Annotated in this window: 28 protein-coding genes; 20 read left to right on the top strand and 8 right to left on the bottom strand. The window is 41.1% G+C overall.

Translation table 11 applies throughout. From position 1 onward, the window contains the following. Positions 1-2: 2 nt before the first annotated feature. Entirely contained in the window at positions 3-1,154 is a 1,152-nt protein-coding gene (locus VUI23_RS14465; RefSeq protein ID WP_342804784.1) for a DegT/DnrJ/EryC1/StrS family aminotransferase, read from the bottom strand. A 249-nt stretch (positions 1,155-1,403) separates the two neighbouring features. Here VUI23_RS14465 and VUI23_RS14460 point away from each other — a divergent pair, with 249 nt between their 5' ends. From VUI23_RS14460 to VUI23_RS14450, 3 genes are all read left to right on the top strand, one after another. Beyond that, positions 1,404-2,195: a hypothetical protein gene (locus VUI23_RS14460; RefSeq protein ID WP_216048121.1), complete on the top strand. Its 792-nt coding sequence runs from the start codon at positions 1,404-1,406 to the stop codon at positions 2,193-2,195. Beyond that, complete coding sequence (locus tag VUI23_RS14455) at positions 2,192-3,043, top strand: hydrolase 1, exosortase A system-associated (RefSeq protein WP_342804783.1); 852 nt, start codon at positions 2,192-2,194, stop codon at positions 3,041-3,043. Before VUI23_RS14460 ends, VUI23_RS14455 begins: the two co-directional genes overlap by 4 nt. A gap of 93 nt (positions 3,044-3,136) precedes the next feature. Then, a complete protein-coding gene (locus VUI23_RS14450; protein ID WP_342804782.1) occupies positions 3,137-5,254 on the top strand; it encodes a PQQ-dependent sugar dehydrogenase in 2,118 nt (705 codons plus the stop codon). Between the two features lie 113 nt (positions 5,255-5,367). Here the strand turns inward: VUI23_RS14450 and fghA are convergent, their stop codons facing one another. The 3 genes from fghA to VUI23_RS14435 are packed head-to-tail and all read right to left on the bottom strand — an operon-like array spanning position 5,368 to position 7,787. Next, on the bottom strand, positions 5,368-6,222 hold the full coding sequence (gene fghA / locus VUI23_RS14445) for an S-formylglutathione hydrolase (RefSeq protein WP_342804781.1): 855 nt from the start codon (positions 6,220-6,222) through the stop codon (positions 5,368-5,370). After that, positions 6,222-7,340, bottom strand: a complete 1,119-nt coding sequence (locus VUI23_RS14440) for an S-(hydroxymethyl)glutathione dehydrogenase/class III alcohol dehydrogenase (RefSeq protein ID WP_342804780.1) — start codon at positions 7,338-7,340, stop codon at positions 6,222-6,224. The genes fghA and VUI23_RS14440 overlap by 1 nt, the downstream gene beginning before the upstream one ends. A 39-nt stretch (positions 7,341-7,379) precedes the next feature. After that, a complete protein-coding gene (locus VUI23_RS14435; RefSeq protein ID WP_216048124.1) occupies positions 7,380-7,787 on the bottom strand; it encodes a hypothetical protein in 408 nt (135 codons plus the stop codon). 372 nt (positions 7,788-8,159) lie between these two features. Between VUI23_RS14435 and VUI23_RS14430 the strand changes: the two genes are divergently transcribed. Continuing rightward, the gene (locus tag VUI23_RS14430) at positions 8,160-8,777 is read left to right on the top strand and encodes a translocation/assembly module TamB (RefSeq protein WP_216048125.1); all 618 of its coding nucleotides are present in this window, start codon (positions 8,160-8,162) and stop codon (positions 8,775-8,777) included. A gap of 75 nt (positions 8,778-8,852) precedes the next feature. Beyond that, a complete protein-coding gene (locus VUI23_RS14425; protein WP_342804779.1) occupies positions 8,853-9,110 on the top strand; it encodes a DUF3081 domain-containing protein in 258 nt (85 codons plus the stop codon). Positions 9,111-9,144: 34 nt separating this feature from the next. Here VUI23_RS14425 and VUI23_RS14420 read toward each other — a convergent pair whose 3' ends face one another. Next, the gene (locus VUI23_RS14420) at positions 9,145-9,720 is read right to left on the bottom strand and encodes a GspH/FimT family pseudopilin (RefSeq protein WP_252729072.1); all 576 of its coding nucleotides are present in this window, start codon (positions 9,718-9,720) and stop codon (positions 9,145-9,147) included. Between the two features lie 234 nt (positions 9,721-9,954). Between VUI23_RS14420 and nadE the strand changes: the two genes are divergently transcribed. Continuing rightward, positions 9,955-10,785: an ammonia-dependent NAD(+) synthetase gene (gene nadE, locus VUI23_RS14415; protein ID WP_216048127.1), complete on the top strand. Its 831-nt coding sequence runs from the start codon at positions 9,955-9,957 to the stop codon at positions 10,783-10,785. Positions 10,786-10,989: 204 nt separating this feature from the next. Further along, a complete protein-coding gene (locus tag VUI23_RS14410; RefSeq protein ID WP_342804778.1) occupies positions 10,990-11,328 on the top strand; it encodes a P-II family nitrogen regulator in 339 nt (112 codons plus the stop codon). A 65-nt stretch (positions 11,329-11,393) separates the two neighbouring features. Here the strand turns inward: VUI23_RS14410 and VUI23_RS14405 are convergent, their stop codons facing one another. Next, positions 11,394-11,879 carry a peptidylprolyl isomerase gene (locus VUI23_RS14405; RefSeq protein WP_216048129.1) on the bottom strand — a complete coding sequence of 162 codons (486 nt, stop codon included), beginning with the start codon at positions 11,877-11,879 and terminating at the stop codon, positions 11,394-11,396. 44 nt (positions 11,880-11,923) lie between these two features. After that, entirely contained in the window at positions 11,924-12,871 is a 948-nt protein-coding gene (gene ygfZ, locus VUI23_RS14400; RefSeq protein ID WP_342804777.1) for a tRNA-modifying protein YgfZ, read from the bottom strand. 194 nt (positions 12,872-13,065) lie between these two features. Between ygfZ and VUI23_RS14395 the strand changes: the two genes are divergently transcribed. The 3 genes from VUI23_RS14395 to VUI23_RS14385 are packed head-to-tail and all read left to right on the top strand — an operon-like array spanning position 13,066 to position 14,616. Continuing rightward, positions 13,066-13,317, top strand: coding sequence for a succinate dehydrogenase assembly factor 2 (locus VUI23_RS14395; protein ID WP_216048131.1), 252 nt, complete (start codon positions 13,066-13,068; stop codon positions 13,315-13,317). Between the two features lie 25 nt (positions 13,318-13,342). Beyond that, positions 13,343-13,750, top strand: a complete 408-nt coding sequence (locus tag VUI23_RS14390; RefSeq protein ID WP_216048132.1) for a protein YgfX — start codon at positions 13,343-13,345, stop codon at positions 13,748-13,750. Between the two features lie 26 nt (positions 13,751-13,776). Then, on the top strand, positions 13,777-14,616 hold the full coding sequence (locus tag VUI23_RS14385; protein WP_342804776.1) for a MaoC/PaaZ C-terminal domain-containing protein: 840 nt from the start codon (positions 13,777-13,779) through the stop codon (positions 14,614-14,616). 65 nt (positions 14,617-14,681) lie between these two features. On the opposite strand, the gene nadB is transcribed toward VUI23_RS14385, so the two are convergent. Beyond that, positions 14,682-16,304: an L-aspartate oxidase gene (nadB, locus tag VUI23_RS14380; protein ID WP_216048134.1), complete on the bottom strand. Its 1,623-nt coding sequence runs from the start codon at positions 16,302-16,304 to the stop codon at positions 14,682-14,684. Positions 16,305-16,487: 183 nt separating this feature from the next. Between nadB and rpoE the strand changes: the two genes are divergently transcribed. The 10 genes from rpoE (at position 16,488) to VUI23_RS14330 (ending at position 25,249) form a co-directional block, all read left to right on the top strand. Further along, positions 16,488-17,066, top strand: a complete 579-nt coding sequence (rpoE, locus tag VUI23_RS14375) for an RNA polymerase sigma factor RpoE (RefSeq protein WP_216048135.1) — start codon at positions 16,488-16,490, stop codon at positions 17,064-17,066. Positions 17,067-17,123: 57 nt separating this feature from the next. Continuing rightward, positions 17,124-17,747 (top strand): RseA family anti-sigma factor, encoded by a 624-nt coding sequence (locus VUI23_RS14370; RefSeq protein ID WP_216048136.1) that lies wholly within the window; start codon positions 17,124-17,126, stop codon positions 17,745-17,747. Positions 17,748-17,805: 58 nt separating this feature from the next. Next, positions 17,806-18,726, top strand: coding sequence for a MucB/RseB C-terminal domain-containing protein (locus VUI23_RS14365; RefSeq protein ID WP_342804775.1), 921 nt, complete (start codon positions 17,806-17,808; stop codon positions 18,724-18,726). Between the two features lies 1 nt (position 18,727). Next, the gene (locus VUI23_RS14360) at positions 18,728-19,204 is read left to right on the top strand and encodes a SoxR reducing system RseC family protein (RefSeq protein WP_342804774.1); all 477 of its coding nucleotides are present in this window, start codon (positions 18,728-18,730) and stop codon (positions 19,202-19,204) included. Between the two features lie 259 nt (positions 19,205-19,463). Then, on the top strand, positions 19,464-21,260 hold the full coding sequence (gene lepA, locus VUI23_RS14355) for a translation elongation factor 4 (RefSeq protein ID WP_342804773.1): 1,797 nt from the start codon (positions 19,464-19,466) through the stop codon (positions 21,258-21,260). Further along, the gene (gene lepB / locus VUI23_RS14350) at positions 21,261-22,157 is read left to right on the top strand and encodes a signal peptidase I (protein WP_342804772.1); all 897 of its coding nucleotides are present in this window, start codon (positions 21,261-21,263) and stop codon (positions 22,155-22,157) included. Beyond that, the gene (gene rnc, locus VUI23_RS14345; protein WP_216048140.1) at positions 22,158-22,835 is read left to right on the top strand and encodes a ribonuclease III; all 678 of its coding nucleotides are present in this window, start codon (positions 22,158-22,160) and stop codon (positions 22,833-22,835) included. It abuts the gene before it with no gap. A gap of 23 nt (positions 22,836-22,858) precedes the next feature. Beyond that, complete coding sequence (era, locus tag VUI23_RS14340; RefSeq protein ID WP_216048568.1) at positions 22,859-23,740, top strand: GTPase Era; 882 nt, start codon at positions 22,859-22,861, stop codon at positions 23,738-23,740. Positions 23,741-23,787: 47 nt separating this feature from the next. Continuing rightward, entirely contained in the window at positions 23,788-24,453 is a 666-nt protein-coding gene (pdxH, locus tag VUI23_RS14335) for a pyridoxamine 5'-phosphate oxidase (RefSeq protein ID WP_216048141.1), read from the top strand. A 16-nt stretch (positions 24,454-24,469) separates the two neighbouring features. Continuing rightward, positions 24,470-25,249, top strand: a complete 780-nt coding sequence (locus tag VUI23_RS14330) for a TatD family hydrolase (RefSeq protein ID WP_342804771.1) — start codon at positions 24,470-24,472, stop codon at positions 25,247-25,249. Positions 25,250-25,265 lie beyond the last annotated feature (16 nt).

Raw genomic sequence — 25,265 nt, 5'->3', positions numbered from 1 at the left:
AACTATCCTTGGGGGCGCAATTGATTGAAAGTGTCGACAATGAAATTTAGCTGTCGGTTGGAAAGTTGCTGATGACATGGTACTTGTATAAGTCTCGAGCGGTAATCTTGACTTATATTACAATCACTAATCGCAACTTCTTCCCACCTAAGTATTTGTATGCCTTTTTTACGTAAATCAAAAAAGTACTTTTCATCTTGCAGCAAAAAAGGAATAACGTAAGGAATATCTTCATCATTCAATTGCTTGAATAACGCATTGCCTACCTCGGGATTATCAATGTTTTTTACAATGAATTCGAAATTTTCACGTCTTTGCTTGCGTATATGCTTTAAATTACTGTGACAGAATATGGTTTTAGTGTGACGGTAACTCGCAGATGCTAAGTCAATTGGTTGAAAATAACGTAAGTGAGCATCCTCTTCGGCTGGATCCGAGATTTGAGGGACTTGTTCTGGTTTAGATTGGTTAACTAGGCTTTTTACTTTGGCAAGCATTTGCGGGATCCCGACAATGAATGCGCAAGCTTTAGCTTCTTCTGACCAGCCGACATGAGTTAATTTTGCTTCATATTTATCTTTTAGATATAAAGCTCCACCATCTATTGTGGGCAATATTTTGTTGATGCTGCAGATACTAGCGCTAACATCCGGCACTCGTTTACCTGAATCTGCGAAATGGTCGACAAATCTAAATAAGGAATGGGCACAATCTTCTATTATTTCTACCGACTGAGTATGTAAATATTGAATTACTTCATTGTTATTCTGACCAAATCCAAAATATCTCACTACCACACAGTGGGTAATATCCCCTTTTGCCATTGCTTGCTCTAAAACGGCGATATCGACAGATAAATCAGCCTGTACTGAATAAAATCGGATTTCGTAGCCTAACCAGATGAAAGGTTCAACTAACGCAGGGCAGTGATAAGCAGGAATGAGAATGACATTATTTACATTTTCCTTTCTTAACGCAGTTCCTGCTATACCTATTGCGCCGCGGCCATTTCGGGTAAATGTGGTTTCCCTTACATCCCCTTGAGTGTGTTGCGCCAAATCTAAATCGCTCAATCTAAATTTAGGAGTGGCTGTAACGCTGGGGGCCGGAAATTGACTTGCATCGGCAAGGGGTTTTAAAAATTTTACTGCCATGTGATTCCGCTAAACTGTGCCTGATATAGTTTTTCTTCATGAAAAACTGAGAATTCCTAGGCTTATGCTAAGGTATGTTTGGCTAAATTGCTATATTGTTGCTTCAGTTAACTAAAAAGTGATAATAAAGTAGAATTATCAGAGCGATGCTAAAACAGTTTAATACTGTTTTAGCATCGCCGATGTCTTTTCAAATCTAATGAGATATTATTATCTTCCTTAAAAAACATGTACCTATAGGAAGCAAATGTGATTAAAGGTTATTTCCTACCTAGTGCCGAAGGTAACTTGTTTGTCAGTCAATATGGGCAAACAAATCCGCAAAAGACAATTTTACTGCTTCCATCTATTTTCGAAGAGCTAAATCTAAGTAGAGCAATAGTTGCAAAGCAAGCTTTGTTTTTAGCCAAACAAGGCTACAGCGTCTTTGCGCTGGACTATCTTGGAACGGGTGACAGTGAAAAAGAAATCGAGCAAGTCAATGCTGCTATTTGGCGAGAAAATATCATTTGTGTCGCGCAGTGGCTGAAATCCTTAGGTATCGAAAATATTACTCTTTGGGGGCTGCGTTTCGGTGGATTGTTGGCATTAAGAGAGCTACAGACCATTAACCAAATTTTGCCAGTGAAAGATGTTCTATTGTGGAAACCTGTTACTAAAGGTAAGCAGTTTATGACGCAATTCTTACGTTTAAAACAAGCAAACTCAATGATGCAGGGAGAGCAAAAAGTCAATTGGCGTGAGCGCATAATGTCGGGTGTTAATGTTGAGGTGGCAGGTTATGAAATTAGCTCAGACCTACTTGCTTCTATCGACAACCTTGAAGTATCTAAATCGTTAAATTTACCCTGCCCAGTCACATGGTTTGAGTTGGCAAGTGCCTCAATTACCCCTGCGGTTAATATTCAGACTAAAGAGTGGGATCAACAATTTCTTAAAATTGTTTGTTTTGAAGGCTCAGCTTTTTGGCAAATTCCAGAAATATTCGAGCAGAGTCAATTGCATCAACCCACACTAAATGCGTTACAGGGAGAATTATGATGACGCCTGATAGTATTGAGTCAGCTGTGGTTATTAATAGTGGTGAAGTTCAATTAATGGGGATTTTGCATAAGCCTTCTACCCCTTTGAAAACCGCAGTACTTATAGTCGTCGGAGGCCCTCAGTATCGTGTTGGCAGTCATCGACAATTTGTGCAACTTTCCCGGGCGTTAGCCAAAGCAAACATTGCTTCGTTGAGATTTGACTACACTGGAATGGGCGACAGTGAAGGTGATAAAAAGTCTTTTGATGAGATTAACGAAGATATTAAAGCTGCATGTGATCATATGTGTGCTCAGCTTGGTATAGAATCTATTGTGATTTGGGGACTCTGTGATGCAGCATCGGCTGCGATGATTTATGCGCCACAAGACAGCCGTATTAAAGGCTTGTTTTTGCTAAACCCATGGTTAAGAAGTGACGCTGCAATGGGCAAAACAATGTTGAAATATTATTATGTACAAAGGTTACTTTCAAAAGAGTTTTGGTTGAAACTGATTCGTGGAAAAGTGAATGTGGCTAGCAGTCTTGGAGATGCAAAAGGTTTTGTTAGCGACAGTGTTTCGAGTCAAGATAATCAACAACAAAGTTATCAAGCTCAAATGCAAAAGGGCCTACAAACATTTACAGGTAAAGTTTGTTTAGTATTGAGTGGGGTTGATTTGACAGCAAAAGAGTTTGAACAACAGACGCTTAATAATAAGGCATGGAAAAAATTAAACGGCAGTGATACCACTGTTCATCGTATCTCAAAAGCCGATCATACTTTTTCAAGTAAAGAGTTTAAACAACAAGTCGAAAATTACACCGTTGAATTTGTTGAAAAAAACGAATTTTCTTGTGTTTAGTCGAAGGGCGCTTTTAATATAGTTAAATTAAAGGTGCGCAGTTAGAACCTACTTCTAAAAACTGTTAGGTTTATAAATTTTATAGGATTGAATGTGTCAAACACTAGTCGTCAATATTTTATTTTAAGCACACTTATACAGCTTATTTTAATTGCTCTCACAGTATCTCTAAGTTTTAGCTTTACCAAAACTTTTGAGATTATTCCAGATAGCATATTACATCTCCCCGATGTATACGTGAGTCACGCTGATATGCTGCAAATTGTAAAGATTTTTGTGATTACCTATGCAATCCAAATTGGTCTAGCATTTTGGCGTAATGGTAGTAGTGCTTTTTCAAGCGCTAAACGTTTCGCAAATGAGTACATCTGGTTTTTATATGCTTACACAACAGCGTCGCTGTATTTGTTCCTCGCGACAACAATCAATTATGATCCGCAGTTAATCGCAGCTATTGGCTTGTTCGCAACGCTGTTTTATCTACTGGCATTCGTAGTGATGCAGAGCTTGTTGTTTAGTGGTTCAATTTTAGGCAGCTTAGGAAGTGGTATTGCGGCCACATTTAGGCGTGTTTTTAGCGTAACTGGTATATTGGCATTGATTTACTTCCTCGTTCCACTGGGAATGGGCAAAGCGTTTACATCCGATCGCGATATTGCCAATGCTATTACTCAAGTCCGTATTTGGTTTAACCCAGTGGAGACATCTGATTGGGGATTCAAAAATTACTTACCTAAGCTCAAATTTGCACAACCTGTGTTGGTACGTGAAGGTCCGGAAAATGACGGTACTGTTTACGTGTTAGAAAGAGGCGGAAAAATCAAAAAAATAGCCAATGCCGATGGAGATGACGCGCAGATAGTTGTTGATGTTTCAGAATTCATGGGTGAAGTAGAAATGGAAAATGGTGCGATTGGCTTTGATTTTCACCCAAAATTTGCCGATTCAACTGCGCCTAAACCATTCATTTATCTTTATTACACCGACACTCGGGAGGAGAATATACAACATAATCGTATTTCTCGTTTCGAAATCACCTCGCAAGATGCCCAGATGAATACTGCTTCGGAAACTATTTTATTCGATTTGATTCGAAACGATTCAGGCTTCCACAATGGTGGCGCTATGGAATTTGGCGCAGATGGATTTCTGTATATTGGTTTAGGTGAAGGTGTACATCCGCCCGAAGCGACCACATCCTCTGAAGTGCTGCGCTCTGGTATTTTACGTATTGATGTTGACATGGATCCTGAAAAGAGCAATCCAATTGATGCACCTATGCAATATGGGACAGTTCAGAATTACTATATTCCTAAAGATAATCCGTTTTGGGATAATGACAACATACGTAACGAATATTATGCGTTAGGCCTACGTAATCCGTTTCGGTTCAAGTTCGACCCGCTGACAAATGACCTTTGGCTAGGTGATGTAGGTTCAACTATTTGGGAAGAAGTAAACAAAATTGAAGCCGGTAAACATTATCAATTCCCGGTAATTGAAGGGCGCAGTGAAAGTGGCGTTAAAGCTTGGGAAACACTCGATATCCCACAACAAGGCCCAGTTTATACATACGAGCACAACGCTTATGACAGAGCCGTTATTGGCGGAATTGTAAATCGTTCTGATATGTACCCAAAATTGAAAGACAAATATGTTTTTGCGGATAATTATTCGGCGAAAGTATTTGTGATGGATTCAGATAAACCGCAAGTAGAAAGTGTTGAATTGATTGCTAGGGCAAATCAATATGCGCAACGCGGAATAAGCTCGGTGGTGCAGCTAAGTGGCGGAGAGATTTTAGTCACAACATTAGGAGCCGCATCCGAGCCAAGTGGTGAAGTATTGCAACTGGTTCATGCAGATCAAGCCAACGTTTTTAGAGAAGAAGTTGATAATACGCCAGAAGGATATGATCAAAATGCGACCGCCGGATTGTTTGCGGTTAACTGTGCTCGCTGTCACGGTGTCAAAGGCGATGGTAAAGGGCCTGATGCAGCCTTGTTAGGTGTTCCAATGCCCGATTTCACTTCGCCTTTATATCACCACAATACGGATACTACAGCTATAAAATCGATAATTGTGGAAGGCGGCGCTGCGGTAGGAAAAAGTCCATTAATGCCACCTTGGGGCGGATTTTTGAAGCCTAAAGAAATCGATCATTTGGTGACCTACTTAGAGTCTTTACCTGATCAGCACCATCAACATTAAGTGTAATTGACCCGTCATAGTATGGGCATAGGTGAGAATAAAAAGCCCCTGTTAAACAGGGGCTTTTTGATTTATTAAGTGCGTGTGTAGATGTTCAACATAATTCGTTTTCGCTACTCTACTGCGGTCAAAAATTTGTGATGGAAACGCAGATGATCTTCAATAAAACTAGCGATGAAAAAGTAGCTGTGGTCATAACCTGGATGGTAATTGACCGTGGCTGGGTAGTGCATTTTTTTAGCTAGTTCGTCAAACGGCTTGGTTAATTTCTGACTCTCATAAAAGTTATCATCTAAACCCTGATCAATTAATATTGGCAGTTGCAAAAATTGACCTTGTTGCTGCAGCAATGTACACGCGTCGTACTGTTCCCATGCACTAATATCATCCCCTAAATAAGCGCGGAACGCTTTTTCACCCCAAGGGCAATTCAATGGATTTACAATTGGCGAAAATGCAGAAATAGAGGTGTATTTTTGCATGTTAGATAGACCCAAAGTGAGCGCACCGTGGCCACCCATAGAGTGTCCTGCTAATGCTACTTTTGGCATGCAATTAAAGGTTTGATTAATTAATTTGGGCAACTCATCCACAATGTAATCATACATATGATAATGAGCATTCCACGGTGCCTGGGTAGCGTTTAAATAAAAACCAGCCCCTTTACCTAAATCATAGCCTTCATCATCCGCAACCTCATCGCCTCTAGGGCTAGTATCGGGAGATACAATAATCAACCCCAGTTCAGCCGCTACTCGCGCCGCACCAGCTTTAGTTACGAAGTTCTCGTCGGTACAGGTAAGCCCACTTAACCAATAAATTACCGGTAAGGGCTTGTTTTGTTCAGCTTGTGGGGGCACATAAACACTCAAGTTCATTTCGCAATCCAGCACGCTCGATTGGTGCTTAAAACGCTGCTGTTGACCACCGAATGATTTAATTGAAGAGGTTAGTTCCAAAACTGACATTAGAAATGTACCACCGATCTAATAGACTTACCTTCGTGCATTAAGTCGAAGGCTTTATTAATGTCTTCCAAACCCATTGTATGGGTGATGAATGTATCGAGTTCGAATTCACCATCCATATACCGTTGCACATAATCGGGTAATTGGCTGCGACCTTTCACACCGCCAAAGGCCGTTCCACGCCAAACTCGGCCAGTCACAAGTTGGAAAGGGCGGGTGGAAATTTCTTGGCCAGCACCAGCGACACCAATAATCACTGACTCTCCCCAACCTTTATGGCAGCATTCCAGTGCGGAGCGCATAACCTTCACATTACCAATACATTCAAATGAATAGTCAACACCACCTTCGGTCATATCCACAATCACTTCTTGAATCGGCTTGTCGTAATCTTTTGGGTTAATGACATCGGTCGCGCCCAGTTGTTTAGCGATTTCAAATTTGTCTTCATTAATATCAATGGCGATAATGCGACCTGCTTTGGCCATTCTGGCACCTATTAGCACTGACAAGCCAATTCCGCCTAAGCCAAATACTGCAACAGTGTCGCCTTCTTGGACTTTGGCTGCATTGCTAACTGCGCCCATTCCTGTGGTGACCCCGCATCCCAACAAACACACTTTTTCCAAAGGAGCTTCCTTGGGAATTTTCGCAAGGGCTATTTCTGGTACAACAGTATGTTCGGCAAAAGTGGATGTGCCCATATAGTGGTATATAGGCTTTCCATTTTTAGAAAAACGGGTGCTGCCATCAGGCATTAAACCTTGGCCTTGAGTGGCTCGAATAGCCTGGCATAAGTTGGTTTTACCCGATAAACAATATTTGCATTTTCCACACTCCGCCGTATACAAAGGAATCACGTGGTCACCCACTTCGACTAAAGTCACACCTTCACCTACTGCTTCAACAATTCCTGCCCCTTCGTGGCCTAAAATCGCTGGGAAAAGCCCTTCAGGATCATCTCCAGATAGCGTATACGCATCGGTATGACAAACGCCCGTTGCCACTATCTTGACTAACACTTCGCCTTTTTGAGGCGGCATTAGATCGACTACTTCGATACTAAGTGGTTTTCCAGCTTCCCAAGCTACGGCAGCGCGTGTCTTAATGGTTTCCATATTTGTTTCCTCTGTAACAGCTATTGATTTGATATTGAGTTATTGGCACTTACCAATAAACCCAATAGAGCGTTCGAGCCATTTGATTTGGTCAATTTTATATCCATGTGGGCACATTCGATTAGATTCAAGTTCGTTTTCCAATCGCTGGATTGCAATGTCTTCTAATCTTAGTCGCGTTTCGTTATCTAGGGAAAGTCGCGGTACTTGTGAATTCCGCGATCGCAAACCCATATTCGCAAACACGCTATTTTGTTGGCTGCCAAAAAGCTCCGCTGGCGGCAAGAACCAAGTCATAACAAATTCGAATCCTGCACTCGAAGGGGTTATTTGTTTGTCAAATACATGTCGAATGTGCAACTGAGAATCTTTATTTGAAGCACAGCCGGATAAATAAATACAAACAATAATAACCAAGCCTTTTATTGGATTTATGTGTATTTTCAATAGAATGGACCAGTCAATTAACATCCAATTAAACTATGCTTGCGGTGTAAGCGCAAATGCGCTGTTAATTTACCAAACAAGATTTAGTTTAATTACTTTAGTGAAATTACAAATGATTGTTTAGTTTCACTTAATATTTGCAGCAGTTAAACATCTGCCGAATAAGAATATACAGTAAGTAAATACCAATTTTACTTTATTTATTTGTCGCTTTAAAACTCTGATTGATTTTAATTTTGCTTGAAAAAATAAGCACATCCTCGAAAAATTGGGTTAATATGAGGTTTAAAATTAGTTTAGATTTTTTCCCACTCCAGCTAAATATAGACATACAATATTGCTGTGTTTTTAGCTCAATTTGAAGGATTATGTGTGAAACACTCTCGTTGTCTTTTTATTGCCACTTCATTAATTATGAGCGGTCATGCTGTTGCTACAGACAATATGTATGGTGTAACGACTCTGGGCTACGCCAAAGCCAATTTAGCATCAACTAGCGCTAACACTACTAGTTATAAATTAGCGGTGGGCTACCAATTCGCTGAAAAATGGTATGCAGAATTTGGCTATCATCAGCTTTCCAAACAATCAATGATTGAACAATTACCCACGACAGTTGAAGGCGTAAATGCAGCTGACTTTGGGCTTAACGCTGATGCTTTAGGGATTTCAGTTTTAGGAAAAGCCAGTAGCAATTATGGTGAACTGTTTTATCGGTTAGGAATATTGAACGTTGATATTGAAGGCCAAACCCTTACCGAAGGGGAGGGTTGTGAATTTGGTACGGCAACCCCATTTACTATTGGTACAGGCGAAAGTTACAACTTATGTGAATTTGATGAGGGCGTAGCGGCCGGACAGATTGGAATTGGCTTCGATTTCTATCTCGGGGTTAATCTGTTACTTCGTACCGAAGTTGAACATATCCGTGGAGAACAAGGTTTTGAACAAAACGGGGCTTACATCGGCTTACGTTACAATTTCAGATAACCTTAACTCAATTTAACATAGTGTTGTTGCGACTTAACGCTGATTTACTCGTGCTAGCAGATTGTGGAGGCTTATGTGAAAAATGAATTAGACAGCCGTTTTATTTTAAATGTGTTCGAAAAAATTCGTGACAAAGGCGAAGCTGTAAAAGATGGCTACCTTTTTCAAGGGGTCAAAGCCTACACTGACCATGATGGTTACACGGTTTATCTGGAGGACGCATTGGTCAGTTTGCGTTTCGGTTTTCATAACCAATATCACTTTGATTATGAGAAAGCCGAACATTTAGAGCAATTTGAAAAAAAACTGAAAGCCATCAGCAAAATCGAATAGTGAGTTGAGTTTTAATTATGTTGGCTAACTATCATTAGCTACAACTTAATGCTCCGCCGCTAATGCTTTCATGCACGCCATTTTTATCTGCATCTTGACTCATTTTCACTCTGCCTTGAGGAGTAACTGTAAGCTGTCTGGCATAGGTAGCCTCCTTACTATTGTGACAAATAAGAATAGTTGCTAAGGCGTTCGCGGATCCATTAGGATTGAATAGAATCGCTTGAGCAGGGCCGGTTACATAATTGTTGTTTGATATCAGCGAAGTCGCCACCAAGATATCTTCGTCATCACCTCTTGAGCCATTGCCATCTTCATCACCAAACACCATTTTTACCTGATTCCAATTATTTGAACAGGTTGAAAAGTCAGAGGTGGGACATATAATAGTGGCAAGCTGTTCATCCACAGCGTTAGCTCGCGCAAATTGAATAACACCGCTGATTTCATTGACTTCTGATACTATACGGCTTTTGATAATGATGCCTTGGGCGGCAGGAACAGCAATAGTTAAAACAATGGCAACGATGGCCAAACCTATCATTAATTCGACAAGCGTGACGCCTTTTTGTAAAGTATTGGACATCAACGAGATGTTTGCGCTTTTCAAAGATACTCCAAATGTTATTTGCTTATTTACTGAATTAAAAAATTTAGTTATTGGAGAATACAATAACTTATTTAAACTTATTTTAGGTATACAATTACACATCAAAGTATCTGAGAAAATTAATTTGTAAAAAGGCATTAAAAATTAGATTCAAAATCTATAGCCTCATTATGTTTAAGCGTTCGCTAATTGAACGTCATATCCAGCCTAATAACCTTAAAAACGAGAACTGAGATGCACAAAAAAGCCATTTTAGAAGAAATGCACGTACTTCCTGAAATAGATCCTCAAAAAGAAATTGAGAAGCGAGTCGCATTTATTCAGAACCAACTCACGCTTTCTGGAATGAAAACGTTAGTGTTGGGGATTAGTGGAGGGATTGATTCTTGTACGTTAGGGCGTTTAGCTCAATTAGCTGTTGATGGATTGAATAAACAATCTAATGGTGGATATCAGTTTGTCGCAGTGCGCCTCCCATACAGTGTTCAAGCCGACGAAGAAGATGCGCAAATCAGTATTGATTTTATTCAGCCAAGCCATGCTGTCAGTGTGAATATTCAACCTGGTGCAGATGCGCTTCACGAACAAACCTGTGGTTCGTTAGCCAAAGCTGGGCTGCTTCCTGATAATCCTCATAAACAAGATTTTGTAAAAGGAAATGTTAAAGCGCGTTCACGCATGATCGTGCAGTATGAGATAGCTGGGATGATGGATGGTCTAGTGCTTGGCACTGATCATTCTGCAGAAAACATTACTGGTTTTTACACCAAGTATGGTGATGGAGCCTGTGATTTAGTTCCTCTATTTGGTTTAAACAAACGCCAAGTCAGACAAATCGCTGCGTTTCTAGGCGCACCCGATAAGATTGTACATAAGGCACCCACTGCAGATCTTGAAACCTTAGCACCGCAAAAAGCAGATGAGCAGGCTTTAGGCATGACTTACGATCAAATTGACGACTTCTTAGAAGGCAAAGAGGTTTCCGAAGATGTGGAGCTAAAACTAATAGAAATATTTACTAAGACCCAGCATAAAAGGGTACCTATTCCCACTATTTATGATTAATCACCAGATGTTAGTTTCCTCGGTGTAGCTTTAACCGCACTGGTTTTTCAAAAACGGTAGTGTTTTATTTCGACCTGCATAAATGCCGTTGGCATATTTTATTAACCTGATGTAAATTAAATGTAAATTTAGGTGTGTTGGCAATCTTGTCAATACACCTGCCTTCAAGCATGTTTGCTTATTGCAGAATCCTAAGGACATTTGATGAAAAAAATCGAAGCAATTATTAAACCTTTTAAAATGGAAGACGTGCGAGAGGCACTTTCTGGAATTGGGATTTCAGGTATGACAGTGACCGAAGTTAAAGGGTTTGGTAGGCAAAAAGGGCATTCTGAACTGTATCGAGGGGCTGAATATCACATTGGTTTTTTGCCCAAGCATAAAATAGAAATGATAGTACCTGATGAATTGGTTGAACGCGCCATAGAAGTCATCATGGACAGGGCTCGAACGGGAAAAATTGGAGATGGTAAAATTTTTGTGTCTAGCATCGAACGAGCGATTCGCATCCGCACCGGCGAAGAAAATGAAGAGGCGGTTTAAATAAGATGATAAGGAAAACCAACCACAAAGTTGATTTTCACTTAATTTAACTTCGCAGAAAATGACTAGTGGTGATGTCCACAGCCACCTTCGGTGTGCGGATGTCCATGGGCAATTTCGTCATCTGTTGCTTCTCTTACTTCTAAAATTTCCACATCGAAATTGAGGGAAACGCCAGCAAGAGGGTGATTACCATCAATAACAACTTCGTCATCGGTCTCATCAATCACCATCACAGACTGTTCTCCATCGTCAGTCGTTGCCCTAAAGGTCATACCCACTTCTACTTCCATGCCGTCAAACATGGTTTTAGGTACTAATTGTACTAGCTCGTCATGACGCTCGCCATATGCTAGCTCTGGGGCAACATCTAGAGCAAATTTATCGCCTGGTTGACGGCCTTCTAACGCGTCTTCTAACCCTTTGATAAGATATTGGCTACCTTGCATATAAACCATTGGTTCTCCGTCTCGCGATGAATCAATTTGGGTACCATCTTGGGTTTTTACGGTAAAGTGCATTGTAACAATGGCGTTTTCTGAAATTAGCATATAACGTTATTCTCTATATTGTTAGATCGGTAAAACCCGATAATTTAATCAAGATTGTAGGGCAAAGGCTGTAATGTAAATAATTGCTCAGGGGTGTCTTTAGCCCTGAATATTTGCTCTGCAGTTGTATCATTTGGCAAAATAGCTAAGACACAAGTTCCATGTTCTAATGAAGCACTGCGTAATACTGTACCACTTCGTCGCCAGTTATCACCCATTTTAGCCTCTAAAATGTCGCCTGCAAGTACTGAAGTGGTATTCTCGGACTTCAGGATAAAAGCTGCTCGTTTGTTTTTTCCCAAATACTTTGTTCGCGCAACGACTTCTTGACCCATGTAACAGCCTTTGTCAAAACTAATTGCCTGGAGAGCTTGCAAATTCATCATTTGAGGTACGAATTGTTCAGATGTGGCAGCCTGAATATTTGCTAAACCACTGAGTATATCTGCCGCTTCCCAATACTTTTCTGCCATTTCTGACGTGGTCAGTTCTTGCGTCAATTGTTGCGCGAGTTTATCGTGCGCTAGAACCAAATATCTAGTGTGTGGCGTATCAAATCGAATCACTTTGCCTTGTTGTGTGGACACAACTTGCAAATGTTTGTCAGGGATCACCCCAAAGTGGGCTTCGATTGCCTGTTCTGACTGGGCACCTGATAAACCGAAATAATGCCATTGGTTCGATGAGTCGCTAAACTCTACCTTTGAAAATACGCCGTATTTTTTGAGTTCTGCCAAGGACGCTGGGATACTTTCGCGGTGACACAGTAAATCGACTCCATTAGTCGTTTTTAGGGCATGAAAAATATTCCACGTTTTACCTTTGAAATCACAGTGACAACCAAGTTGGCTCTGATCTTCAGTTAACGATTCCATGTCGTTAGTGACTTTTCCTTGCAGATAACTCACTGCCTCTTCACCTTCAACGGAAATTATTCCCAAGTGACTTAGTTCACCACAAAAACTATCAGGTGTTGAAAAACTAGACTGCATATTTGCTAATACCTTGTTAATCTATCTATCTTGTCCACTATAATGGGGTTTTGCGACTCAGATGCAAGTCTATCGTTAATTTGTCTGAGATTTTTTACGATAATCAGAATACAATTGCCGTAAGCTAATTATGCAAGACTCTGTTGAGTAAAATAGCTATCCCATTTTGTTTAATGTTATTACCTGGAGCCAGGATGTTTGATAAAAAAAGAGTGTCTAGATTGAAGTGGGCATGTCGACGAGGCATGCTTGAACTTGACGTCCTTTTTATGCCGTTTGTTGAGGAAGCCTTTGACGATTTAGATGAATCTCAACAATTGGTGTTTGAACGTTTATTGACCAGTGATGATCCTGATTTATTTGCATGGTTCATGGGGCATCAAGAGTGCGAAGATCCCGAACTTGCGCAAATGGTTGAACATATCTTGAGTCGTGTCAAAGTATAGAATTAGCATTGCAAAGAGCCGTCTAATGATTTGCCTGCAAATCAGTTGGATAAGCTTTTTGATGTTAACCTTTTGGTTCTGGAAAGCCTCGGTGATTCCTGCGCAAATCATGCTACAAACTATCGCAACGCTTGTTACATTGTTATTCGGCATTCGCTGGATATTCAAAACCCAAGGCGAAGCTTCGATAAGCGTCATGAGTCTGAGTTCTGTTGGCGAAGTGAATTGGTTGCAAGGCGCTTCCTCAGGATGCTATCGAATCAGCCAAAAAAGTAAAATTTGCGGTGCTTTTATCTGCTTGCACTTTCAAAAAAGTATACTTAATAAACCGCCAATGTTTATGTGGCTAGCCAAAGACCAAGTTTCTGAGCATGATTTCAGACGACTATGTCGCATTGTTCTGCGCTGCCAGCAACAATCATTGGACAGTTAATGTGTTTGAAGAGTGATTAATTAAATATGTTGGATTTCCTAAAAGCGGGGCTAAAAAGAAGCCAACCTTTGGTGTTCGATTCTGCACTTTTACCGAATGTAGAACTGGGCGTTCGTCAGAAGCTCGGTAGGGTAGATGAATCGAAAATACAGGCTTACCACAAAATCGTGCACTGGCAAGAAACGCTATCAACCCCATTACATCCTTGTTTTTTACATTTGTATGCCTTCAAACAACATATGCAGTTAATGCTTGATGACCGATTTCCTTTTGCGCTTTTGGGCATTGTCCACTTAAGCAATAAGATCGACGTTCTTACTGCGCTAGATCTTTCAATGAATGTGGAACTAGAAAGTAACATAGTTAGCTTTGAACGACGTATAAAAGGCATTAGCTTCAAAATAGAATCTAAATGTTATCAGCAACAGCAACTAATATGGCACTCAGAGAGTGAGCTATTAGCGGTTGATAAAAAATCCTTCAGTGGAAAATCCCATTCTCGACCTTACCAGCTACAAAGCGGCTCATCACCTGTTAATCAATGGCATTGTGATTCTGCTGTTGGCCGCAAGTATGGCAAAGTTTCTGGCGATTTTAATCCAATACACTTGAGTCAAACCAGCGCCAAATTATTTGGTTTTAAGTCGGCCATTGCTCACGGAATGTGGAGCAAGGCGAGGAGTATTTCAGAGTTTCAAGAACATATTGGCGATGAGTTCAGCGTTGCAGTTAACTTTATAAAGCCATTGTTTTTGCCATCTAATGTATCTTTGTGGAAATCAGACGACGACACTGCTGTTACTCAATTCTCGCTGACCAGTGATGACGCTAAGGTGTGTCATTTGCAAGGACAAATGACGTTTTAGCGAAAATGCAGAGAGATTAATAATAGGCCGGTAACCTTCCTATTATTAATCAATAGTACGACCGGTTAAGAGTCCAGTCGTCGAGATGGTGTGCTGCTTCGGCCTGCAAGAACGGTTACTTCGGCCTTTTCCAAGGTATCTGGGTAATCAAGGTTATAATGCAGTCCGCGACTTTCTTTGCGACTCATGGCACAGCGAACGATGAGTTCTGCCACTGTGACTAGGTTTCGCAACTCCAGTAAATTATTGCTCACTCGGAAGTTAGCATAATAATCATGAATTTCTTGTTGCAACAATTCTATTCTACGAAGCGCTCGTTCTAATCGTTTATTGGTGCGCACTATACCAACGTAATCCCACATAAATAGACGCAGCTCATGCCAGTTATGTTGAATCACTACTTCCTCATCTGAGTTGCCCACTTGACTTTCATCCCATGCCGGAATCGATTGTTCGAAAACCGGCATATCTGCTTTGGATAAAATATCATTGGCGGCGGCATGCGCAAAGACAACGCATTCCAGTAGCGAATTACTGGCCATGCGGTTCGCACCATGCAAACCCGTGTAGGCGACTTCACCTATGGCATATAAGTTATCTAAATCTGTCTTTGCATTAAAATCGGTTTTTACACCACCACAACTATAATGGGCTGCTGGTACGACAGGAATAGGGTGGCGCGTAATGTCTATACCTAAAGAACGACACTTTCGATAAATATTGGGAAAATGTTTCACAATGAAATCTGCGGATTTATGACTGATGTCTAAATACATGCAGTCCTTTCCTAGGCGTTTCATTTCGAAATCTATCGCCCGTGCGACAATATCTCGAGGTGCTAAATCGCCTCTGGGATCAAATTTATGCATAAATTTGCTGCCATCTGCATGACATAAAAATGCACCTTCTCCTCTTAGCGCTTCGGTAATGAGGAAGTTTTTGGCTTCAGGGTGGAACAAACAGGTTGGATGAAATTGATTGAATTCCATATTTGCCACAGAACAACCTGCACGCCAAGCCATTGCGATACCGTCACCGCTGGAAACATCAGGATTCGATGTATATTGGTAGACCTTACTGGCACCGCCTGTTGCTAGCGCCGTAAAACGACTGCGGATAAATTCAACATGTTCTTTTTTACGGTTCCATACATATGCGCCCAAACATTGATTGGGAGCGCCTTCATGACGGACTAAATCGATAGCATTGTAACGTTCGAACAGATGAATGTTGGGATGCTGCATAACGGCTTCTTGCAATGAAGTTTGCACTGCGAAGCCTGTTGCATCGGCTGCATGTAAAATTCGACGGTGGCTATGTCCGCCTTCTCTGGTTAAATGATAACGGGCGTTTCCTTGTTCATCTTTTTCCTGATCGAAGGGAACACCGTAATTAATTAACCACTGCATACACTGTTTAGCTTGTTTAGCGGTAAAGCGAACAGCGTCCTCTTCACACAGCCCAGCCCCCGCTTCAAGGGTATCTTTTACATGGGATTCGATAGAGTCTTGTTCATCAAATACAGCGGCTATACCGCCTTGTGCATACCGGGTAGAGCCCTCTGACAATGTACTTTTACTTAGTACTATTACATTATATTTGTCAGCTAACTTTAATGCTAAAGAAAGGCCTGCCGCGCCACTTCCAATAATCAAAACGTCACAACGATGTTCAACAGTAGAGCTCATATAGTACAATAGCCAATTGGAATTAATTTGCAGACCCTATCAGAATTGACAGCTTGTGAAAATAAGCCTTTGAATAGAAAGTTTGTAATAATTTAATTTAAATCGAACTTTTCGCAAAACGCACAGTCTATATTTGTGCTTGCAGGAGCCGTGGTAGTATTTGTATAAGGAGTGATGGCTCGAATGAGCGAGCAGATAACGGATCAACAGATTGTTGAAAAAGTGCAGCGCGGAGATAAAAATGCGTTTGGTTTGTTGGTCACTAAGTACCAACACAAAGTCGCGCATTTGGTTTCACGTTATGTCAAAAATTCAGGTGATGTAGCTGATGTGACCCAAGAAGCGTTTATTAAAGCTTATAGAGCTTTACCTAACTTTCGGGGCGAAAGTGCATTTTACACTTGGCTTTACAGAATTGCGGTTAACAGTGCAAAGAATTATTTAGTTTCGCAGGGAAGAAAACCCCCTGCCAGTGATGTGGATGCAGAAGAAGCAGATTATTACGACGGAAGTGATGCGTTAAAGGAACAAAACTCCCCTGAACGCAGTCTGATGTCAGAAGAACTTGAAAAAGTGTTATTTGATACACTGGATAAATTGCCCGAAGATTTACGCATGGCTATAACATTACGTGAGTTGGAAGGGTTGAGCTATGAAGACATAGCCAATGTGATGGACTGCCCAGTTGGAACAGTTCGATCAAGAATTTTTAGAGCGCGAGAGGCGATAGATAAAGTCTTAAACCCGCTCTTAGAAAGATAAATAAATGACATTTGTAAAAAAATGTTGAAGAATGAAGCGTTAATTCAGGAACCTTTTATGACGCATAAGCATGAAAATTTGTCGGCATTTATTGACGGTGAGAGTCAAGATGATAACTTTGTCTCGAATATCCTCAATGATGATGAAATGGGTGCCAAATGGCAGCGTTATCACATTATTCGTCAATCTATGCGTAAAGAAATGCCAATAAGCGCGGATTTTGACATAAGCGCATCTATTGCCGCTGCGTTGGAGTCTGAACCTGCTATTTTAGCGCCTAAACGTACTTGGCGTGATTTACCGGTTATCAGCAATGTGGTCCCACTAGTTCGTTCCGGCGGGCAATTAGCAATAGCAGCTTCTGTTGCCGTTGCAGTGGTTGTCGGTGTGCAGCAGCTTAATCAAGAAGATCAACAGATTTTTAATCCTGCACCAGCGTCATACCCTGGCATACAAGGGGGATTATCTCCGGTAAGCTTGGAACAAACGCAGGTTACACCAGCGGTAAGTGTTCGTGACCACCAACGTCGTATTAACGCGTTTATCAACGACCACATGGAGCAAGTCTTGCTCAAAGATAGCCAACGTTATCTGCAAGACGAAAGTGCTTTGGTAGATGAAGTTAAAACTGAAGCTAATCAACCAGAAGTAAACCAAGAACGTGAGAAACTTCCTGAATAAATACTTTCTGCAGCCCAACTATCTTTGGGCTGCTTTTCTATTTTTTAGTTGTGTCAAATTGGCTAGTGCACAAGTTGGATTAATTCAAGATCCAAACGTTTTAATGTGGCTAGATAAAATGGCAGATGCTAAAGCAAATCTTAATTACACTGCTTCTTATGTTTTGTCTAAACCTGGTGCGGATCCGCAACCTTATCTGTGGCGTCATGGTGTTAACCAAGATGGCATTGAGATGGAGCAGTTAGATCAGTTGAATGGGCCGGGCCGCGAAGTTGTTCGGGTTGGTGAAAAGGTCAGTTATTTCGAGTCTCACCGCACACCTTATAGCTTAGCTTCAGGGTATATCATTGGACCTATGCCGAATGTGCTGTTAACAGATCCGAAATCTTTATTAAGTTCTTATGACTTTGTGATAATCGGAAAAAGTCGAATTTCCGGTAAAGCAGCGCAACAAATTCGTATGATAAGCAAAGATAAAAGCCGTTTTGGCTATAATCTGTGGTTAGATCAACAAACGGGTTTACCGTTAAAAATCAACGTGGTTGATTTGAATGGTCAAAAAGTTGAACAAATTCAAGTTACAGCGTTAAGCGTTACTGAACAACCAGATCCTTATTTCGCCAAATTAGAAACAGCAACTATGCCTGCTGTAATCGAGCTGGCGCCAGTCGAAGATACAGAGCAACATTGGCAAGTTGAGTTTATTCCCGTTGGTATGCAACAAATAAAACATACTGTTCGTCAGCTTCCTGATAATTCAGGTTTGCTAGAATATTTAATGTTAAGTGATGGCTTAGTTGATATTTCAGTTTATATGCAACAAGCAACGGCTTCTTCAGCGGAAAGTGATATCGTTGCACGCTTTGGTTCAGATATTTATTATTCAAGAAAACAGGGAGCTGTTTTGGTTACGGTGATTGGCAAAATTCCAGCCAGTACAGCTAATTCTATTGCTACTTCGGTAACACAGGTGCAATAAAGTGATTGAAGAAATTGGCGTTATTACTGCAGTAGATAAAGATCATATTTGGGTTGAAACTGAAGTAAAGTCAACATGTGGCGGTTGTCAGGCGCAAGATAACTGCGGTACTGGTGTTGTTGCCAAAGTTTTTACACCGAAGAAAGAACAACTCATCCTCAGGTGCCATCAAGCGGCGAAGGTAGGGCAAAGAGTAAAACTTGGGGTGGCGGAAAATCAACTTTTGACCGCTTCTGCATTAATTTATTTATTGCCACTAGTGGTGATGATTGCTACCGCAATTGGCGCTCAATATTTGTTGCCATTAATTGACTTAAAGCATGAGCTTTGGGTTGTAGGAGCTGCTTTTATTACCACATTTATCACTTTTAAATATCTTAAACAATATGCAAATCAGCCAAATACGAATAGGTTCCAACCTAAATTATTGGCTATTTTACCGGCTCAAGACACCCCAACAATCACTAACCTAAAGTGATCCAATGGGTTAAAAAAGAGCGGCTTAATTAAACCGATGTGCAGTGCAAAAGATGTTAGCGTCGAATCATTCTTGACCTATATACTTTACTAAAAATCCCTTTATCGCTATGCATTAAAATCAATTGTTCGGGTATTCGTCAGAACATTATCGCAATGTGCACCAGAACACTGTAAAATCCCCGCCAAATATTTTTTTACTAGTTCCTACTCATTTATTAAGAGGTAGGAACGCTAGCTGTAGGTAACAGTCTTAAACTATGCAACATAAGCACATTCGTAACTTTTCCATAATAGCCCATATTGACCATGGTAAATCGACCCTTTCGGATCGACTTATTCAGCATTGTGGCGGTTTGACCCAACGTGAGATGTCTGAGCAAGTCTTGGATTCTATGGACATTGAGCGGGAACGGGGTATTACGATAAAAGCCCAAAGTGTGACCTTAAATTACACTGCTAAAGATGGTGAAACTTACCAGTTAAATTTCATCGATACGCCAGGACATGTTGATTTTACCTATGAAGTATCTCGTTCACTAGCAGCATGTGAAGGCGCGCTATTAGTTGTAGATGCGGGGCAAGGTGTTGAAGCGCAGACATTAGCAAACTGTTATACCGCCATCGATTTAGATATGGAAGTGGTTCCTATTCTAAATAAAATTGATCTTCCTCAAGCTGAGCCTGATCGCGTTGCCGAAGAAATAGAAGATATCGTAGGAATTGATGCTATCGATGCAGTGCGCTGCTCTGCCAAAACTGGGGTTGGGATTGAAGATGTTCTGGAGGTGATTGTTCGTCAAGTTCCTCCTCCTGAAGGTGACCCTGACGCACCACTAAAAGCGCTTATTGTCGATTCTTGGTTTGATAACTATCAAGGTGTTGTGTCTTTAGTGCGGGTAATGGAAGGCAAGCTAACCGCTAAAGACAAAATACAAATCATGTCAAATGGTGCGGTACATCAAGTTGACAATGTGGGCATATTCACCCCTAAACAAACCAAGACAGGCGAGCTTAAAACCGGTGAAGTGGGTTACATCATTGCGGGTATTAAAGATATTCAAGGTGCACCTGTTGGCGATACAATTACCTTAGCTAAAAATCCTGCTGAGAAGGCACTACCTGGTTTCCAAAAAATTAAACCACAAGTATATGCTGGTTTGTTCCCGGTTAGCTCAGATGAATACGAAGATTTTCGCGATGCTTTGGCGAAACTGACCTTAAATGATGCGTCATTGTTTTATGAACCTGAAAGTTCATCTGCACTGGGCTTTGGATTCCGTATTGGATTCTTGGGTATGCTGCACATGGAGATCATTCAAGAACGTTTAGAAAGAGAATACGATCTAGACTTGATTACCACAGCGCCAACGGTGGTGTATGAAGTTGAAACCACCAAAGGCGAGTTACTCAAGGTAGATAATCCTTCTAAATTGCCACCTATTAACGACATTGCACAAATTCGCGAACCGATTGTTGAAGCGCATATTTTGGTGCCGCAAGATTATTTGGGCAACGTTATTACCCTATGTATCGAAAAGCGTGGCGTGCAAACCAATATGACGTACCACGGCAAACAGGTAGCGGTTATTTACGAATTGCCCATGGCCGAAGTCGTTATGGACTTCTTCGACCGTTTGAAATCAACCAGCCGTGGATTTGCATCGCTAGATTATAACTTTGTTAAGTTTAGCCCTGCTGACATGGTACGCTTAGATATTTTAATAAATGGTGAGCGAGTTGACGCGTTAGCGGTCATTACCCATAAAGATAATGCTCAAGGGCGCGGTCGTGATTTAGTTGAAAAATTACAAGAGCTGATCCCCAGACAAATGTTTGATATCGCGATTCAAGCGGCCATAGGTAATCACGTGATTGCCCGCAGCACGATAAAACAACTTCGTAAAAACGTTATAGCCAAGTGTTACGGTGGTGATGTGAGTCGTAAGAAAAAGCTTTTACAGAAGCAAAAAGAAGGTAAAAAACGTATGAAGCAAGTGGGTAATGTAGAGTTACCGCAGGATGCATTTTTAGCCGTACTCAAGGTAGGAAAATAAATGGCAAATTACTTTTCACTCTTTCTAGTTTTTTTAACTGTTGCATCAGGCTTAATTTGGTTGATAGATGCAAAGGTATTTGCACCAAAACGTCGGCAAAAAGTGGTTGCAGCGAATGATGGTAATCCATTGCCTGAAGGGGCTGAGCTACCGATTCCTTATATCGTAGATACCGCTCAGCAAATTTTTCCGGTAATTGCCTTTGTACTCATTTTACGCTCATTCTTGTATGAACCTTTCCAGATCCCTTCTGGTTCAATGATGCCAACATTATTAGTCGGGGATTTCATTTTAGTGGAAAAGTTTTCCTACGGATTGAAAGACCCTGTTACACGTACTAAATTTATTGAAACTGGGGAACCTGAACGCGGTGATGTGGTTGTTTTCAAATATCCAGAAAACCCTAAATTGGATTACATTAAGCGAGTAGTGGGATTACCTGGTGATACCATCAGTTATTCCTCAAAAGATCTTTATATCAAACCTGCATGTCCTACAGGTGAAAATTGTTTGCCTGAGTACAAAGTGGAAAGAGACTTTTTAGGGCAGTACAACTATCAAGGTTATCAGATTAATAAGCTAAGTGAGCAACTAGGTGATGTTAATCATGAGATCTTAATTTTTCCAAGAAGGCTTGATGATATCAGTCGATATTATGAGCAACGTGGCACCAAAATAGGTGAGTGGGTTGTCCCTGAAGGAAATTATTTTGTTATGGGTGATAACCGCGACAACAGCGAAGATGGCCGCTTTTGGGGATTCGTTTCAGATGACCATTTAGTTGGTAAAGCGGTCGCCATTTGGATTAGTTTTGAATTTGAACGTGCCCAAGAGGACTTTTTACCAACATGGATTCCTACCGGTGTGCGTTTTGAGCGTGTGGGTGGCATTGAATAAATGTCGCTAAACCCTTCATATCAAAAACTCTATGATCGTATCGGCTACCAATTTTTAGATGCTGATAACCTAACCTTGGCGTTAACTCATCGTAGTTACAAGAATGTCCACAACGAACGTTTGGAATACCTAGGTGATGCCGTGTTAGGTCTAGTCGTGGCCGAAGAACTATTCAAACGTTTCCCTCTTCAACCGGAGGGCAAACTCACCAGAATGAGAGCGACTTTAGTGAAAGGTGAAACTTTAGCTGAAGTGGGTAGAGAGTTTGAGTTAGGAGATATTTTGCTGCTTGGTTCTGGAGAGCTAAAAAGTGGTGGTTATCGCCGCAGTTCAATACTCGCCGATGCAGTCGAAGCAATCATTGGTGCAATTTATTTGGAGTCAGGATTAGATTGCTGTAAACGATTAATTTTGAATTGGTTCAGCTCTCGTTTTAATGATTTAGATCCAAGTGCTCATCCCAAAGACAATAAAACACAGCTTCAGGAGTTTCTCCAAGGCCGGAAGTTGCCCTTGCCGGAATACGAAGTAACCGAAGTACTAGGTAAAGATCATGACCAAATTTTTGTGGTTAGCTGTACGGTAGAAGGTCTATCTGAAAAGGTATCCGGTCGTGGCAGTTCTCGTAGGAAAGCGGAACAACAGGCAGCTAAACAGGTTTTGGAGAAATTAAAGTGATACAAGCAAAAACATATTGTGGCATGGTTGCCATTGTTGGCCGTCCCAATGTGGGTAAGTCTACGCTGCTGAATAAGCTGTTAGGACAAAAAGTCAGTATTACTTCTCGTAAGCCGCAAACAACACGCCACCGCATTATGGGAATAGATACTGAAGCTCAGCATCAAGCTATTTTTGTTGATACTCCAGGCTTGCATGTCGAAGAAAAACGCGCAATAAACAGGTTGATGAACCGTGCAGCATCAAGTTCATTGGCTGAAGTTGGTCTAGTTTTGTTTTTAGTCGAAGGTACGAAGTGGACTGAAGATGACCAAATGGTATTGAGTAAGGTCAAACAGTCAGGATTACCTTGTTGGTTGTTAATAAATAAAAGTGACAACGTAAAAGATAAAACCCAATTGATGACACATATGCAATGGCTTCAGGAACAACATAACTTTGAAAAAATTATGCCAGTTTCAGCTAAGCTAGGACGCAATGTAGAAGAGCTTCGAGAAATGGTTCATGAAACCTTACCAGAAAGCGAATTTTATTTTCCTGAGGATTACATTACCGACCGGTCGAGTCGATTTATGGCTGCAGAAATCGTTCGTGAAAAATTAATGCGCTTTACTGGTGACGAATTACCTTATTCTGTGACCGTAGAAATAGAGCAGTTTTTGCTGGCCGATAATGGTGTTTATCGTATTAATGGATTGATTCTAGTCGAACGTGAAACCCAAAAGCGTATGGTGATAGGTAAGGGCGGACAACGCCTGAAAACCATTGGAGCTGAAGCGCGAAAAGATATGGAAAACCTATTCGATAACAAAGTATTTTTAGAGCTTTGGGTCAAAGTTAAGTCTGGCTGGGCGGATGACGAGCGAGCGCTCAGAAGTCTAGGTTACGGGGATAATAATTACTAAAGACTGCGGTCTTTTGATTGGTAAACTAATTTTAAAAGGTGAATGAGATGGCGGATATTCATGGTCTCAGAAGAGATTATAATCTTGGTGAGTTACGTCAAGAAGATCTCGATTCAAACCCTATAACTCAGTTTAACCATTGGCTCAAGCTGGTAATTGATTCCGGCACTCCGGATCCAACGGCAATGACAGTTGCAACGGTTTCCGCAGATGGTCAGCCATCGCAACGTATTGTGTTGCTAAAAGATGTGGATGACAGAGGTTTTGTTTTTTATACCAACCTGGGGAGTCGAAAAGCAACTGAATTGGCCAACAATTCAAAAATATCGCTGCATTTCCCTTGGTATTTTATGGAGCGACAAGTCAAAATTTGCGGCGTTGCACAACCTCTTTCCACTGCTGAGGTGGCAAAGTACTTTTTCTCTAGACCAAAAGAAAGTCAACTTGCAGCCTGGGCATCAAAACAAAGCCAACCTATCTCTACTCGTCAAATGCTAATGAGTAAATTTGATGAAGTGAAAAAGAAATTTTCGGCTGGAGAAATTCCAGTACCTAAATTTTGGGGCGGTTATCGAGTTGTTCCTCATGAAATCGAATTCTGGCAGGGCGGAGAACACCGTTTACATAATCGGTTTGTTTATACCTTAGACAACTCTAACAGTACTTCAGAGACTGATAGTCGAGATTGGCAGATCCAGCGTTTAATGCCTTAAAGGAGCTTTGGCGGTAATGATTGATAGCCACTGCCATTTAGACTTTGAAGCCTTTGATGTCGACAGAATGGCGGTTCTGAACCGTTGTTTACAAGTTGGTGTAAATAAAATCCTTATCCCAGGTACGCTTGCGAGTCGTTGGCAGTCACTTATTGAATTATGCAACAACACATCAATGCTAGAGTATGCGTTGGGTGTACATCCTTATTTTATTGAGCAAAGCGCCCAAGCCGATATCGATTCTCTTAACCTTTTCATCGAACAGCATCCAGAAGTGCGCGCCGTCGGGGAAATTGGTCTTGATTTTCATGACTCTGACCAACAAAATCAAACAAAACAACAAAGCTTCTTCACTGAACAACTCAATATCGCCAATCACTTTAAGCTACCGGCTATTATCCATCACCGCCGTTCTCATAATGCGATCATCCGCACTTTAAAACAGCAAAAATTCCAACAAGGTGGTGCAATACATGCGTTTTCTGGCAGTTATCAGGAAGCTCAAAGCTACTTGGACTTGGGATTCAAATTGGGATTTGGCGGCGTCATAACCTATCCTCGGGCGAGTAAGACTAGAGAGGTACTGAAAAAAATTCCGCTAAGCGCTGTTTTGTTGGAAACTGATGCCCCTGATATGCCTATTTGCGGCCGGCAGGGGAAACGTAATAGTCCTGAGTATTTGCCTGAAATAGCCCAGCACATTGCCACTATCAAAGGAGTAGGGGTAGAGCAGGTCATCAAACAAACATCGCTTAACAGCTGCGAACTTTTTGCGTTCAATGACGAAAAGAATTAGAGCTTTGGGTTTGCTG

The sequence above is a fragment of the Alteromonas sp. M12 genome, assembly GCF_037478005.1.
GTDB lineage: Bacteria > Pseudomonadota > Gammaproteobacteria > Enterobacterales > Alteromonadaceae > Aliiglaciecola > Aliiglaciecola lipolytica_A.
The sequence above is the reverse complement of the archived record's forward strand: the minus strand, read 5'-3'. Positions and strand labels throughout refer to the sequence as shown.

What these genes read in the sequence shown, in the direction of transcription:
- VUI23_RS14465 (WP_342804784.1), bottom strand. Translation starts at nt 1,154, where the DNA reads ATGGCAGTAAAATTTTTAAAACCCCTTGCCGATGCAAGTCAATTTCCG.
- VUI23_RS14455 (WP_342804783.1), top strand. Translation starts at nt 2,192, where the DNA reads ATGATGACGCCTGATAGTATTGAGTCAGCTGTGGTTATTAATAGTGGT.
- fghA (WP_342804781.1), bottom strand. Translation starts at nt 6,222, where the DNA reads ATGTCAGTTTTGGAACTAACCTCTTCAATTAAATCATTCGGTGGTCAA.
- VUI23_RS14440 (WP_342804780.1), bottom strand. Translation starts at nt 7,340, where the DNA reads ATGGAAACCATTAAGACACGCGCTGCCGTAGCTTGGGAAGCTGGAAAA.
- nadE (WP_216048127.1), top strand. Translation starts at nt 9,955, where the DNA reads ATGCACAAAAAAGCCATTTTAGAAGAAATGCACGTACTTCCTGAAATA.
- VUI23_RS14410 (WP_342804778.1), top strand. Translation starts at nt 10,990, where the DNA reads ATGAAAAAAATCGAAGCAATTATTAAACCTTTTAAAATGGAAGACGTG.
- VUI23_RS14405 (WP_216048129.1), bottom strand. Translation starts at nt 11,879, where the DNA reads ATGCTAATTTCAGAAAACGCCATTGTTACAATGCACTTTACCGTAAAA.
- ygfZ (WP_342804777.1), bottom strand. Translation starts at nt 12,871, where the DNA reads ATGCAGTCTAGTTTTTCAACACCTGATAGTTTTTGTGGTGAACTAAGT.
- VUI23_RS14395 (WP_216048131.1), top strand. Translation starts at nt 13,066, where the DNA reads ATGTTTGATAAAAAAAGAGTGTCTAGATTGAAGTGGGCATGTCGACGA.
- VUI23_RS14390 (WP_216048132.1), top strand. Translation starts at nt 13,343, where the DNA reads ATGATTTGCCTGCAAATCAGTTGGATAAGCTTTTTGATGTTAACCTTT.
- VUI23_RS14385 (WP_342804776.1), top strand. Translation starts at nt 13,777, where the DNA reads ATGTTGGATTTCCTAAAAGCGGGGCTAAAAAGAAGCCAACCTTTGGTG.
- nadB (WP_216048134.1), bottom strand. Translation starts at nt 16,304, where the DNA reads ATGAGCTCTACTGTTGAACATCGTTGTGACGTTTTGATTATTGGAAGT.
- rpoE (WP_216048135.1), top strand. Translation starts at nt 16,488, where the DNA reads ATGAGCGAGCAGATAACGGATCAACAGATTGTTGAAAAAGTGCAGCGC.
- VUI23_RS14370 (WP_216048136.1), top strand. Translation starts at nt 17,124, where the DNA reads ATGACGCATAAGCATGAAAATTTGTCGGCATTTATTGACGGTGAGAGT.
- lepA (WP_342804773.1), top strand. Translation starts at nt 19,464, where the DNA reads ATGCAACATAAGCACATTCGTAACTTTTCCATAATAGCCCATATTGAC.
- lepB (WP_342804772.1), top strand. Translation starts at nt 21,261, where the DNA reads ATGGCAAATTACTTTTCACTCTTTCTAGTTTTTTTAACTGTTGCATCA.
- rnc (WP_216048140.1), top strand. Translation starts at nt 22,158, where the DNA reads ATGTCGCTAAACCCTTCATATCAAAAACTCTATGATCGTATCGGCTAC.
- era (WP_216048568.1), top strand. Translation starts at nt 22,859, where the DNA reads ATGGTTGCCATTGTTGGCCGTCCCAATGTGGGTAAGTCTACGCTGCTG.
- pdxH (WP_216048141.1), top strand. Translation starts at nt 23,788, where the DNA reads ATGGCGGATATTCATGGTCTCAGAAGAGATTATAATCTTGGTGAGTTA.
- VUI23_RS14330 (WP_342804771.1), top strand. Translation starts at nt 24,470, where the DNA reads ATGATTGATAGCCACTGCCATTTAGACTTTGAAGCCTTTGATGTCGAC.